13 protein-coding genes, 1 tRNA gene and 1 pseudogene are annotated in these 12,718 nt (G+C 68.3%); 8 read left to right on the top strand and 7 right to left on the bottom strand.

Annotated elements, in window-relative coordinates:
* Nucleotides 1–282 precede the first annotated feature (282 nt).
* Nucleotides 283–1,215 carry a CopD family protein gene (locus tag JYG32_RS17215; RefSeq protein WP_174383429.1) on the top strand — a complete coding sequence of 311 codons (933 nt, stop codon included), beginning with the start codon at nt 283–285 and terminating at the stop codon, nt 1,213–1,215.
* A 156-nt stretch (nt 1,216–1,371) separates the two neighbouring features.
* On the opposite strand, the gene dgoD is transcribed toward JYG32_RS17215, so the two are convergent.
* Nucleotides 1,372–2,520, bottom strand: coding sequence for a galactonate dehydratase (gene dgoD / locus JYG32_RS17220; protein ID WP_213264188.1), 1,149 nt, complete (start codon nt 2,518–2,520; stop codon nt 1,372–1,374).
* Between the two features lie 170 nt (nt 2,521–2,690).
* On the opposite strand from dgoD, the gene JYG32_RS17225 reads away from it, so the two are divergent.
* Nucleotides 2,691–3,359 (top strand): FadR/GntR family transcriptional regulator, encoded by a 669-nt coding sequence (locus JYG32_RS17225; protein WP_213265444.1) that lies wholly within the window; start codon nt 2,691–2,693, stop codon nt 3,357–3,359.
* A 27-nt stretch (nt 3,360–3,386) separates the two neighbouring features.
* Here the strand turns inward: JYG32_RS17225 and JYG32_RS17230 are convergent.
* Nucleotides 3,387–3,647 (bottom strand): annotated as a pseudogene (locus JYG32_RS17230) (DUF1272 domain-containing protein).
* A gap of 153 nt (nt 3,648–3,800) precedes the next feature.
* On the opposite strand from JYG32_RS17230, the gene JYG32_RS17235 reads away from it, so the two are divergent.
* Complete coding sequence (locus JYG32_RS17235) at nt 3,801–4,148, top strand: GFA family protein (RefSeq protein WP_174382201.1); 348 nt, start codon at nt 3,801–3,803, stop codon at nt 4,146–4,148.
* A gap of 34 nt (nt 4,149–4,182) precedes the next feature.
* On the opposite strand, the gene JYG32_RS17240 is transcribed toward JYG32_RS17235, so the two are convergent.
* Complete coding sequence (locus JYG32_RS17240) at nt 4,183–7,290, bottom strand: biosynthetic peptidoglycan transglycosylase (protein WP_213264189.1); 3,108 nt, start codon at nt 7,288–7,290, stop codon at nt 4,183–4,185.
* A 420-nt stretch (nt 7,291–7,710) separates the two neighbouring features.
* On the opposite strand from JYG32_RS17240, the gene JYG32_RS17245 reads away from it, so the two are divergent.
* Nucleotides 7,711–8,103: an MAPEG family protein gene (locus tag JYG32_RS17245; protein ID WP_174382203.1), complete on the top strand. Its 393-nt coding sequence runs from the start codon at nt 7,711–7,713 to the stop codon at nt 8,101–8,103.
* 9 nt (nt 8,104–8,112) lie between these two features.
* On the opposite strand, the gene JYG32_RS17250 is transcribed toward JYG32_RS17245, so the two are convergent.
* Nucleotides 8,113–8,295, bottom strand: coding sequence for a hypothetical protein (locus tag JYG32_RS17250; protein WP_249744562.1), 183 nt, complete (start codon nt 8,293–8,295; stop codon nt 8,113–8,115).
* On the opposite strand from JYG32_RS17250, the gene JYG32_RS17255 reads away from it, so the two are divergent.
* The gene (locus tag JYG32_RS17255) at nt 8,294–8,668 is read left to right on the top strand and encodes a porin (protein ID WP_433960832.1); all 375 of its coding nucleotides are present in this window, start codon (nt 8,294–8,296) and stop codon (nt 8,666–8,668) included. The two genes, JYG32_RS17250 and JYG32_RS17255, sit on opposite strands and share 2 nt — an antisense overlap.
* A 145-nt stretch (nt 8,669–8,813) precedes the next feature.
* The gene (locus JYG32_RS17260; RefSeq protein WP_213264190.1) at nt 8,814–9,098 is read left to right on the top strand and encodes a PAAR domain-containing protein; all 285 of its coding nucleotides are present in this window, start codon (nt 8,814–8,816) and stop codon (nt 9,096–9,098) included.
* 37 nt (nt 9,099–9,135) lie between these two features.
* On the opposite strand, the gene JYG32_RS17265 is transcribed toward JYG32_RS17260, so the two are convergent.
* Nucleotides 9,136–9,447: a cupin gene (locus JYG32_RS17265; RefSeq protein WP_174382205.1), complete on the bottom strand. Its 312-nt coding sequence runs from the start codon at nt 9,445–9,447 to the stop codon at nt 9,136–9,138.
* A 71-nt stretch (nt 9,448–9,518) separates the two neighbouring features.
* The gene (locus JYG32_RS17270) at nt 9,519–10,202 is read right to left on the bottom strand and encodes a DJ-1/PfpI family protein (RefSeq protein WP_174382206.1); all 684 of its coding nucleotides are present in this window, start codon (nt 10,200–10,202) and stop codon (nt 9,519–9,521) included.
* A gap of 117 nt (nt 10,203–10,319) precedes the next feature.
* On the opposite strand from JYG32_RS17270, the gene JYG32_RS17275 reads away from it, so the two are divergent.
* Together JYG32_RS17275 and JYG32_RS17280 are read left to right on the top strand one after the other, a co-directional pair.
* Complete coding sequence (locus JYG32_RS17275) at nt 10,320–11,291, top strand: GlxA family transcriptional regulator (protein WP_213264191.1); 972 nt, start codon at nt 10,320–10,322, stop codon at nt 11,289–11,291.
* Between the two features lie 174 nt (nt 11,292–11,465).
* Nucleotides 11,466–12,440 (top strand): LysR family transcriptional regulator, encoded by a 975-nt coding sequence (locus tag JYG32_RS17280; protein WP_213264192.1) that lies wholly within the window; start codon nt 11,466–11,468, stop codon nt 12,438–12,440.
* A gap of 169 nt (nt 12,441–12,609) precedes the next feature.
* Here JYG32_RS17280 and JYG32_RS17285 read toward each other — a convergent pair.
* Nucleotides 12,610–12,686: transfer RNA gene (locus tag JYG32_RS17285), tRNA-Met, on the bottom strand.
* Between the last annotated feature and the right edge of the window lie 32 nt (nt 12,687–12,718).

The raw sequence follows: 12,718 nt of genomic DNA on the forward strand, positions 1-12,718 counted from the left end.
GGTAATGACGGCTATTTGGCAAAAGGACATCGGTTCCTGCCTGTTTGCGACTTGCGACAATTTGACGCGCGTTGCACAACGGTCGAGTGAACCGGCGTGCGCTTTCACCATCGAAGACCGTACACTCGCGGGTCGCGCGGCGCCGCCTCCGCCGCAGGTCCAGTCATTTCTCCCGTTTCCGGATTCATCGATGACGTTTTCTACCGTGCCGTTGCCTCGTTCCCACTGTCTGTCCCGTTGCCGCCGCGCTGCCGGCCGGCCGTTTCCGGGAGGGCGTGCGCGATGAGGTTCGACAGCTTGTGGATCGGGCAGGTCGCGCTCGCGGCGCTGACGGACGCCACGTTCGCGATGGCGATCGGCTCGGCGCTGCTCAAGGCGTGGCTCGGCAAGGACGGCGCGCGGCCGGTCGTCTCGCCTTCGCATCCCGCGTGGGTGCGCGCGCAACATTCGCTGGTCGCGGCGGCGCTGGCGCTCGTGCTCGCGGATCTCGGCTGGCTGGTCTACGAGGCCGCGACGATGAGCGGCGCGGGGCTCGGCGGCGCGTTCGCCGCGATCCCGACCGTGCTGATGCAGACGCACGCGGGCTTCGCGTGGAGCGTCGCGTTCGCCGGCGCGGTGGTGCTCGCGATCGTCGCGCTGGCGAAGCCGGACGGCCCGGTCGCGCACGCGGTGCTGTGGCTTGCGGTGATCGTGGTCGCGGCCGGCAAGGCATCGCTCGGCCATGCGGCCGATACGGGCGCGCTGTCCGCGGCGGTCGGCGTGCAGACGCTGCACCTGCTCGCGACGGCCGTGTGGGGCGGCCTCGTGCTCGCGGGCGGGCTCGCGGTGCTGCCGGCACTCGGTTCGTCGGTCGCACGCGGCGCGCTGATCCGCATCGGCCAGCACCTGTCGCGTACGTCGATCGTCGCGGTCGTATTCGTGCTCGGGACGGGCATGCTCAATGCGGTGCGCGGGCTCGGTGGTTCGCTCGTGCCGCTCGACGGCAGCACGTGGGGGCGCGTGTTGCTGCTGAAGCTGCTGCTCGTCGCGCTCGCGCTCGTGCTCGGCGGCCTGAACCGCTTCTCGGCGCTGTCGCGGCTGCGCCGCACTGCGTCGACCGAGGATGCGCACACGTTCCGCAACATCCTGCATCTCGAAGCGATGACGATGATCGGCGTGTTCGTCGCGGCCGCCGTGCTGTCGTTCAGCGTGCCGGGGTTCGCGGCGCTCGGCTGACGGCGGGTTCCGCGCGGCGCGACGCAAGGTCGCCGGCGCGCGTCCGGCACGTGCCGCTCGTCGCGCGGCGCATGCAAAAACGGCCGCCTGTCGGGCGGCCGCGCTGCAATCGATGCGTACCGCGCGGGCCGCAGCCGCACGTGCTGCGCATCGCGCTCACCACTCGGCGACGCTGCCGTCCGCGTGGCGCCACACCGGGTTGCGCCAGCGGTGGCCCGACTTCGCCATCTCGCGCACCTTCTCCTCGTTGACGTCGATGCCGAGCCCCGGGCCCTGCGGGATCGCGACGAAGCCGTCGTCGTAGCGGAATACCTCGGGGTTGCGCAGGTAGTCGAGCAGGTCGTTGCCCTGGTTGTAGTGGATGCCGAGGCTCTGCTCCTGGATGAACGCGTTGTAGCTGACCGCATCGAGCTGCAGGCACGCGGCGAGCGCGATCGGGCCGAGCGGGCAGTGCAGCGCGAGCGCGACGTCGTAGCTCTCCGCGAGCGTCGCGATCTTGCGGCACTCGGTGATGCCGCCCGCATGCGATGCGTCGGGCTGGATGATGTCCACGTAGCCGCCCGCGAGGATGTGCTTGAAGTCCCAGCGCGAGTACAGCCGTTCGCCGAGCGCGATCGGCGTGCTGGTCTGGTTGACGATGTCGCGCAGCGCCTCGACGTTCTCCGACAGCACGGGCTCCTCGATGAACATCAGCTTGTACGGGTCGAGCTCCTTCGCGAGTACCTTCGCCATCGGCTTGTGCACGCGGCCGTGGAAGTCGACGCCGATCCCGACATGCGGGCCGACCGCGTCGCGCACGGCCGCGACGTTCGCGATTACCTGCTCGACCTTGTCGTAGGTGTCGACGATCTGCAGCTCCTCGGAGCCGTTCATCTTCACCGCCTTGAAGCCGCGCTCGACGACCGCGCGCGCATTGTTCGCGACGTCGCTCGGCCGGTCGCCGCCGATCCACGAATACACCTTGATGCGATCGCGCACCTGGCCGCCCAGCAGTGCGTGCACGGGCACGCCGTGATGCTTGCCCTTGATGTCCCATAGCGCCTGGTCGACGCCCGCGATTGCGCTCATCATGATCGGGCCGCCGCGGTAGAAGCCCGCGCGGTACATCACCTGCCAGTGATCCTCGATCAGCAGCGGGTCGCGGCCGACGAGGTAGTCGGCCAGCTCCTGCACCGCGGCCTCGACCGTGTGCGCGCGGCCTTCGACGATCGGCTCGCCCCAGCCGACGATGCCTTCGTCGGTTTCGATCTTGAGGAACAGCCAGCGCGGCGGGACGACGAAGGTTTCGAGGCGGGTGATTTTCACGATGCGAGTCTCCATGGTTGACCGGCGCGGGCGCTCGGGCGCAGCGCACGGTCGCGTGCTTTCACGGTTATCCTAGCGTAGTCCGATAAAAAATAGTATTAATAGCACTATTGTGCAGATAGTGGGTAGCCGGCACGCCGGCGCAACGGAGAACGAACATTCAACGCGACCTGCATGGACAGACGGCCTTCCGGCTTGCGACGGCGATCCTGCGCGGCGACTATCCGCCCGAGTCGCTGCTGCCGCGGGAGCCCGACCTGATGGAGATGTACGGCGTGAGCCGCACGGTGATGCGCGAGGCACTGCGCACGCTGACGTCGAAGGGGCTGGTCGAATCGCGGCCGAAGGTCGGCACGCGCGTGCGGCCGCGCCACGCGTGGAACCTGCTCGACGCCGATCTGCTCGACTGGTACGCGCGCGTCGCGCCGCCACTCGCGTTCGCGCTGAAGCTGCAGGAGATGCGCGAGATGGTCGAGCCGTATGCGGCCGCGCTGGCCGCGCGCGCGCATACGCCGGAAGCGTTCGACGCGATCGACGACGCGGCGCGCGCGATGGCCGCCGCGCGCAACGTCGACGAATGGGTGCGCGCCGACCTGCGCTTTCACCTGAGCGTGCTCGCGGCCGGCGGCAACGAGCTGCTGGTGCCGCTCGGCGCGCTGATCGATCGCACGCTCGAGGCGCAACTGCATCTGAATGCGCGCCGCGCGGACGTGTACAACGCGTCGCTCGCCGAGCACACGACCGTCAGCGACGCGATCCGCGTGCGCGACGAGGACGGTGCGCGCCGCGCGATGGCGGCGCTGCTCGCGGTGACGCGTGCGCGGATCGAGATGTCGTGACGGGCCGGGGCGGGCGGCGCGGCGCCGTCAGGCGTTCGCGCAGCCGCCCGGCTTGTGGATACGCTCCGTCGACGCCGGGTACTTCGCGAGCAGGCTCGCCGGCCGCCGCGGGGCGCGCGACCAGGTCGCCGCCGCAGTTCGGGCAGCGGCCTTTCAGCACGTCGTCGGCGCAGGTCGCGCGGAACGACTGGCCGCCCGCGTGCACTCGAAGGTACAGATGCGCGCCTCCGCCGAATCGGGCGGCAGGTCCTTGTCGCAGCATTCGCAGCCGGGGCGCAGTTCGAGCATGACGGTTTTCCTTGGTCGGGGAGGGGCGGGACGGGCGCCGCCGGACATTGCGTGCGGCGCGGGTGCGCGCTACCGTACCCGCTTGGATCGGCCTGGCCAACGGTGTCCCGTTCGGGTGCCGTCGACGCGCACGGGCCGCACCGGGAGACGACCATGCTTTATCGCGGAAGCTGTCAATGCGGGGACGTGAAGTTCGAGGCGGAAGGCGACCTGCAGGGCGTGATGGCGTGCAACTGCTCGATCTGCCAGCGCAAGGGCGCGCTGATGTGGTTCGTGCCGCGCGACCACCTGAAGCTCCTCACGCCCGACGAGAATCTCGCGACCTACCTGTTCAACAAGCACGTGATCAAGCATCGCTTCTGCAAGCGCTGCGGGATTCATCCGTTCGCCGAGGGCGTCCATCCGGACGGCACCGCGATGGCCGCGATCAACGTGCGCTGCCTCGAGGATGTCGACCTCGACGCGCTGCCCGTCACGCACTACGACGGCCGCTCGCACTGAGCGGCGCGCCACCGCATGAACGTTTGTGCCGCGCTCAGGACGGTTGCCCCGCGGCGGCGTCCGGCGCCGGCATTTCGGCCTGCGGCGCGGGGCCCGCGGTGCGCTTGCCGGTGCCGGCCGGGCGTTCGATCAGCGGGGCGAGCGCCGGCGCCATCGACTTCAGCAACTGCACGGCCATCGCGCTCGTGAAGTCGTAGCGCGCCGCGTACGGTTCGTGCGCGGTCGCCGTCAGGACCCCGAAGAACCGGTCGCCGATCACGAACACGAAGGTGCCGCTGCGGTTGACCTTGCGCGACTCGATCAGCCGCGCACCGCGCGCGTAGACGTTGAAGCGCTGGTCGCCCGTCCCCGTCTTGCCGTATACCTCCAGCGTCTTGCCGTCGGGCAGCGTGAAGCCGCCCGCGAGGCGGCGCGCGGTGCCGTTGAGCACGACGTCGCGCAGCAGCGTGCGCGTCACGTTGACGATTTCCGGCGACAGCATCGGCTGCGGCTGCGCGGCCGCGCGCACGAAGCGCGTCTCGTACGGCGTGCCCTTCGCGAAGTCGAGCCGCGTGATCGTCTCGGTCGGCGCTTTCTGGCCGCCGTTCGCGATCAGCCCGATCAGTTTCGCGAGTGCGTCGGGCTGGTCGCCCGATGCGCCGATCGCGGCCGCATAGGACGGCGTGACTTCCGCGAACGGATAGCCGAGCGCACGCCACGACTTCGTGATCTCCGCGTATGCGCGCAGCTCGACCATGCGGCGGATGCGCCGGTCCTGGGTCGCGTGGTAGCGCGTCTTGTACAGCCACGAGTACGTGTAGAAACGCGCATCGCGGCTGTCGCGCTGGACATCGCCGAGCGATGCGCCCGGGTGCGCACGCAGGTAGTTGAGCGTCCACAGCGCGAGCGGGTGCACGCTCGCGATATAGCCGCGATCGTTCAGGTTGAAGCGGTCGATCGCGTACTTCGCGTAGAGCGCGGCGAGATCGTCGTCGGACAGCGTCGCGGCCGGCGTGCCCTTCAGTTGCGCGCGCATCTGCGCATCGAACCACGCGAGCGATTCGTTCGGCGCGACGCTGCGCAGCACCGTCGCGATCTTCGGCGGCGACTTGCGCACGTCCTTCAGCATCAGCGCGAGCGCGTCGTCGGCCGCCTTGCCCGCATAACGCGTGTAGTAGCGCTTCACATAGACCTGGCTTTCGCCGTCGACGAACTGCTGCAGGTAGTGCCGGCGCTGCTCGGGATCGCCGAGCCACGACGACGACGGGCCGGCCGCCTGCAGCGTCTCGTAGTGGACGATGTCGCGCATCAGCCGCACGAACACGAGGTTGACCGAATGCTCGAACGCCGCGTGCAGCGTCAGGATGCGGCCGTTGTCCGACTTCTCGAAGTTCGAGAACACCTGCGCGCCGCCGCCCGTGTAGAACACGTCGGGGCTCGCCGAGTACTTGCGTTCGACGGCCGCGTCGAGCATCGCCTGCAGCGAGCGGTCGCGCGTATGCGACAGGTAGTCGAGCGCCCAGTGCGACAGCGCGTCGACCGGGTCGGGCTTCACGCGGGCCAGCTCCGCGTTCGACAGGTTCGCGTAGCGTGCATGCAGGTCTGAAACGATCTGCAGGTACGTGATCAGCGTGCGTAGTTTCGCGGTCGAGCCGAGGTTGATGCGGCCGCCGCGATTCACGTCGAACGGCTCGTTCACGCTGTCGGTCTGCACGCGCAGCATGTTCGCGCCGTTGCGGCGTTCGTACAGCGTGAAGCTGTACGTGAGGTGCGACGGGTCGTCCTTCGGCGCGAGCATCTCGTAGCCGTACAGGCCGGCGGCCTGCGCGCCGTCGCGCGTCGACGCTTTCGCGAGCCGCTCGGCGACGGCCCGCTGCACGCCGTTGTCGAGCGTGCTGGTCGCTTCCAGGTCGAACTGGTCGAGCTGGTACACGTCGCCGATGCCGAGGGCCGACAGCAGCGACGCGCGCGCCGACGTCACGGCCTTGCGCGACACGAACGACTGCACCTGCGCGGCGGCCGGCGGCGCGCTGCGATCGATCTGCGCGGCGAGCGCGGCATCGCGCAGCGCGGGCGAAATCACGCCGCCGTTCGACAACAGCCGCAGGTAGCTGTCGGTCAGCCGCTGCAGCGTCGGATAGCCGCGGTTGAGGAAGTACGACGGCGCGCGTTGAGCGATGATCAGCGACAGCACCTCGCGGAACGTCTTGCCCTGTTCGTCGACGTTGTCGCCGGTCGTCGGCGCGGACAGGATCCGGTTCACGTCGTTGAAGTCGCGGCCGTACCAGGCGGCGAGACCGTCGCCGATGCCGGTGATTTCGCCGACATGCGGCCGCGCGGCGAGCGGCACCGAGTTCAGATAGCGCACCACGATCGTGCGGCGCGCGAGCATCGTCTGCGGACCGTTCAGGTACGCGCGGATCGACGCGGACGCGATCTGCCGCAGCTTCTCGGGCGGTGTCGCGGTGCGCCCCTCCGGCGAATGGCGGAACTTCTCGATCTGCGTCGCGAGCGTGCTGCCGCCCGGGCGCGCCTGGTGACGGTTGACGACGTGCAGCGCCTGGTCGGCGATCGCGCGGCTGAAGCGCCCCCAGTCGATCGCCGGGTTGCGGTTCGGTTCGTTCGAGTCGAGCAGGTAGCGATCCTCGATGAACAGCAGCGAATCGACGACCACGCGCGGCACGGTATCGAAGTCGGCGTAGACGCGCTGCGGGAACACGGTCTCGAACAGCGGCGCGCCGGTCGAGTCGAACAGCATCAGGCCGGCCTGGTCCTTCTCTTCGTAAGGGAGGAACAAGCCGCGATCGCCGAGCGACAGCATCCGCTGCGAATCGCGCGCCTGCTTGCCGACGACGAAGCCGCGTGCGAGCAGCCGCTCCTGGAACGACGGAATCATCGCGTAGCCGAGGCGCTGGTCGTACGGGCCGTTCGCGGGAAAGCGGATGTGATCGCTCGGGCCCGTTTCGACCGTGTAGCCGACATCGCGGGTGAGCTCGGACAGGTAGTGCGCCTGCAGCCGGGACGTTTCGATCTCGGTCTGCACGAGTCGCGCAACGATCGCCGCCGCGATCACCAGCGCGGCGAGCAAAGACCACTTGACCCACGTCCAGACCGATGCGAGACCGGTCACGCGCGGCAGGATACGATTCAGCGGCCGATTCATGGCGGCGTCTCCCTGAAGGCACGGGCTCCGGCCGCACCCCATTAAGGATTAGTGTAGTCCTCAACCGTGGGCTGCGAAGGCGGTTCTCTACCAAGATGCGCCGACGCAACGCGTGTGCCCGTGACGCGCGGCGACCTGCGTTGCGGTGCGGCGGCGCGCGCCGTCGCTGCGTAACGTTTGCGCGTTCCGTGTTGAAGCGTCCGCGTGACAAGGGTGCCGGCGGGGAGGCTTGGACGGCCGGGCAGGCGGTCGATGCACCGGTTTCGTGCGCTGCGCCATCGCGGCAATTCGGGCCGGATCCTGTTCGTGAAATCGTGGCCGGCGCACGGCGACGCTACGGGTTTCCGCGATAGTCGCGCGCGCCGGCCGCGGGTAGGATCGCCGGATGTGCGGCGCATTTCCGCTTTCGCCGGGAGTCCCATGCCGATCCATCCCGTCGCGCTCGTTTGCACGGCCATCCTCGGGCTGCTGCTGTTCGGGCTCGGGCTCGTCGTGTCCGTCACGCGCTTCCGGCACACCACCGGAACCGGGTGTGCGTCTGATCCGACCAACGGATTGCACAAGATCGTGCGCGCGCACGGCAACACGGCCGAATACGCGCCGTTTCTTGCCGTGCTGTTTCTCTATTTCGGCGCACACGATCCGTCGCGCGCGATCCTGTCGCTGATCGTGGCGGCGACCGCGTGCCGCTGCCTGCTCGTGATCGGATTGCTTGCGTGGCCGACGATGGCCACGCCGAATCCCGTGCGTTTCATCGGTGCGCTCGGCACGTATCTGTGCGGCGCCGCGCTGTGCATCGCGCTGTTCGTCTGAACGGCGCCGCTATCGCCACGGCAGCTTCGCGCGATCGTACCGGCGCACGGCCTCGACGAAGCAGTGGATCAGGTAGTCGCATGCAATCGTGTTCAGCGCATCGCGGCGCGTGCGCATGCCGACCGACACGGCCGGAATCGTTTCCTCGACATCGATCGCGACCATCCGCTCGCGAATCCAGTCGACCTCCATGAAGCTCTTCGGCACGCACGACACGGTGTCGGTATGCACGGACAGCGAAAACGCCGCGCTGAACGACGTGCATTCGACGATCGGCTGCGGCGCCGGATACCAGTTCACGCCCTACCTGTTCGGCGGCGTCGCGTACGACTACACTCGCGGCGGCCGCGTGAGCGGCCGCGACGGCGCGACGTATCACCAGGTCGCGGCAGGGCTCGATTACTTCCTGTCGAAGCGTACCGACGTGTATCTGACCGCCGTTTATCAGCGCGCGTCGGGCAGCGACTCGACGGGGCGGGCGGCGGTCGCCGCGATCAACGGCCCCGGCGCGTCCGCGAACGACCGCCAGTTCGAGGCGCGGATCGGCATGCGGCACACGTTCTGACGGGCGCGGCTGCGGCGAACGGCAGGCGGCCGCCGCGAGCGGTGATATGCTCGCGGGACGCCCGCGACCGACGGGCGGATTCCGATTGCCCGTGCGCGGCCACGCTGCCGCGTGGCGCGGCGTTTCCGAGGGAAGAACCGACATCATGAGCCGCAAATTCATTCTGAAGGGCGACACGACCGACCACGGCGGCGTGGTGCTCGAAGGGATCGCCAATTCGTCGTTCGACGGACGCGAACTCGCTTATCTCGGCGCGCCCGTGTTCTGCGCGGCGTGCAAGACGACGGGCGTGATCGTGTCCGACGGCGGCGAGCGGACGATGACCGTGATGGGCAAGGTCGTCGCGCTCGAACACGATCTGTGCCAGTGCCTGTGCGCGCCGCAGCCGAAACTGATCCCGTCGCAGGGCACGGGGACGATCTCGGGGTAAAACCCGCCGCACGGCATCGGCGCAAGGCCGCCCGCCGTCAGACGCTGCCTTCCGACTCGATCACGAGGATGCGCGCTTCGCCGAGCGGATGCGCGACGTGCTCGGTGCCGATCGTCGCGTGGAATACATCGCCGGTTTCGAGCACCGTTGCGTGCTCGATGCCCGCTACGCGATAACGCATCTCGACGCGGCCGTCGAGCACCGCGAACACTTCCTCGCCGTCGTTCACATGCCATCGATACGGCTGGTCGGTCCAGTGCAGCCGGACCGTGATGCCGTTCAGGTTCGCGATGTCGAGCGCGCCCCACGGGCGGTCCGCGGTGAACGCCGCGCTGCGGATGATGTTCATCGATGTGTTCTCCGGCGCGAATGCGCGTCGTCTTCCAGTCAATTTCCCCACACCTGCACTTCCATCCGCATTCAGTGCGACATCGCGCGCAGCGCCTGCTCGATCGTCTGCTTGCGCTTTGCAAAGCTGGCCGCCGAACGTTCGGTGACACGCTTCACGACCGATGCCGGCGCGGTGTCGGGCGAGCCGGCGTCGAACGGCGGCGCGGGCGCGTATTCGAGCTGAAGCTGGATCGCCTGCGCCTCTTCATCGCCGGCCAGTTCCGCGGCGATCGTCAGCGCGAAGTCGATGCCGGCCGTCACGCCGCCACCCGTGATCAGGTTGCCGTCGCGTACGACACGCTCGCGCACGGGGACCGCACCCAGCGGTTCGAGCAGCGCGTGGAACGCCCAGTGCGTCGTCGCGCGCCGCCCGCGCAACAGGCCGGCCACGCCGAGCAGCAGCGCGCCCGTGCAGACCGACGTCACATAGCGGGCGGTGGCCGCGCGTTGCTGCACGAACGCGATCGTTTCGGCATCGAGCAGCAGGTCGTTGATCCCGGTGCCGCCCGGAATGCAGATCACGTCGAGCGGCGGGCAGTCGTCGAACGTGCAGGTCGGCGCGAGCGCGAGGCCGCTGCTCGACGCGACGGTGTCGCGCGACTTCCAGACCAGGTGGACGGTTGCATCGGGCAGCGACGCGAGCACGTCGTGCGGGCCGGTGAGATCGAGTTGCTGGACGCCGGGAAACACGAGAAGGCCGATATGCAGGGTCATGCGAAGACTCCGGGTGGAAGAGGAGTGCGCCGTTGCCGGCACACGATGGACAGATCGATTCTAGGCGCGTAGTGTTTGGCGAAATCGCCATATCGCCAACGTTTTCAGCCAATCGCCATGCCTGCCGCCCTGCGCTCGATCCTGATCCTCGCGTTCCCCCGCGTGCAATTGCTCGACGTGTCGGGGCCGCTGCAGGTGTTCGCATCCGTCAACGAACTCGCGCTGGAGCGCGGGCAGCCGGCGCCGTATGCGCCGCGCGTCGTCGCGGCCGACGCCGGGCCCATCGAGACATCGTCGGGCCTCGTCGTGATGGCCGAGTCGCTGCGCTCGGCCGCGCGCCATCCCGATACGGTGATCGTTGCCGGCGGCAAGGGCGTGCATGCGGCATCGCAGGATCCGCGACTGGTGCGCTGGGTACGGCAACAAGCCGAGCGTGCGCGACGCGTTGCGTCGGTCTGCACCGGTGCGTTCCTGCTCGCCGAGGCCGGCCTGCTCGACGGACGGCGCGCGGTCACGCACTGGGCGCGCTGCGACGAATTCGCGGCGCGCTACCCGAACGTGCGCGTCGAAGCCGATCCGATCTTCATCCGCGAGGGCGCGCTGTGGACGTCGGCGGGCGTGACGGCCGGTATCGATCTCGCGCTTGCGCTGGTCGAGGAGGATCTCGGACGGGCGACCGCGCTCGACGCCGCGCGCGAACTCGTCGTGTTCCTGAAGCGTCCGGGCGGGCAGGCGCAGTTCAGCGCGATGCTGTCGATGCAGCGCACCGACGACCGCTTCGGCGAGCTGCATGCGTGGATGGCCGAGCACCTGACGGCCGATCTGTCGGTGCCCGCGCTGGCCGAGCGCGTGCGCATGAGCGAGCGCAGCTTCGTGCGCCACTATCGCGCGGGAACCGGCCGCACGCCCGCGCGCGCGGTCGAGCAGATCCGCGTCGAGGCCGCGCAGCGCCTGCTCGGCGAAACGACCTGGCCCGTCAAGCGGATCGCCTCACGGTGCGGATTCGGTTCGGAGGAGACGTTGCGGCGCAGCTTCGTGCGTGTGCTGGGCGTGTCGCCGCAGGTGTATCGGGAGCGGTTCGTGCGGTAACGTGCGGCACGCGATCGGGGCCGAAGCGGTTGTCGCCTGGAACTGAACGAAAACCGATCATTTTCCAGTGCGAAATGCCGAAACTGTTCAGGCTTGAAGAACAATAGGCGGGGACTTGTGCCGCGCCCGCTGCGCGCTCTATTCTGTTCTGTTGGCGATTCGAAGGGGGGCAGCATGGACCGAATCCAGGCAATGGAAGTTTTTACCCGTGTGGTCGACGCGAACAGCTTTACGCGCGCGGCCGACACGCTCGCGATGCCGCGCGCGTCGGTGACGACCATCATCCAGAATCTCGAGGCGCTGCTCGGCGTGCGCCTGATGCACCGGACGACGCGCCGGCTGTCGCTGACGCCGGAAGGCGCCGCGTACTACGAGCACTGCATGAAGATCATCGCGGAGATCGCGGAAGCCGACGCGAGTTTCCAGACCGGCAACCGCAAGCCGAGCGGCGTGCTGCGCGTTCACATGCCGAGCTCGCTCGGGCGGCGCATCGTGTTGCCGTCGCTGTCGATTTTCCGGCAGCGTTATCCGGACATCACGCTCGAGCTGGGGCTTTCCGACCGCTACGTGGATCCGGTCGAGGAGGGCATCGACTGCATGATCCGGGTCGGGCCGCTCGAGGATTCGTCGATGGTCGCGCGGCGAATCGGGATGTTGAAGCGCGTGACCTGCGCGTCGCCCGATTACCTCGCGCGTCACGGCGAGCCGCACGAGATTACCGATCTCGCCGAACATCATGCGGTGAATTTTCGTTCGAGCCACGGTGCGCGTGCGATTCCGTGGGTGTTCATGATCGACGGCAAGCCGGTCGAGGTGCGGATGAGCGGGGACGTCACGGTCAACGATTCGGATGCCTACGTGACGTGCGGGCTCGAAGGGTTCGGGATGATCCAGCCGACGCTGTTCATGGTGCTGCCGAACCTGCTCGACGGGTCGCTGGTCGAGGTGCTGCCGGACTGCAATCCGAAGCCGAAACCGATTTCGATCGTCTATCCGCACAACCGGCATTTGTCGCAGAAGGTGCGCGTGTTTGCCGACTGGATCGCGGAGGTGTTCGAGTCGACTCCGGCGCTGGAGGGTGGGGAGAACTGGCGCGGGAGGGTGCAGGGCAAGGCGCCGGAGACGCGGCGCGGGCCGGTGGCGGCGTAACGAGCCGGGACGCGGCGGTTTCGGCCGTTGTGTCCGATGGCGGGGAGCCGTCGATGTTGGGGTGCGTGAAATGCCGGATGCCGGCGGGGGCAGCGCGGGCGGATCGCGCATCGGATGACGCCAAACGAAAAAGCCGCTGTTCCTTGCGGAACAGCGGCTTTTTTACAACTGGTGGCGAATCAGGGATTCGAACCCCGGACCTGCGGATTATGATTCCGTCGCTCTAACCGACTGAGCTAATTCGCCGAAGAAATAAATTATGCCGATGGGGCTTCTAG

It is taken from the genome of Burkholderia pyrrocinia, assembly GCF_018417535.1.
GTDB classification, from domain to species: domain Bacteria; phylum Pseudomonadota; class Gammaproteobacteria; order Burkholderiales; family Burkholderiaceae; genus Burkholderia; species Burkholderia pyrrocinia_E.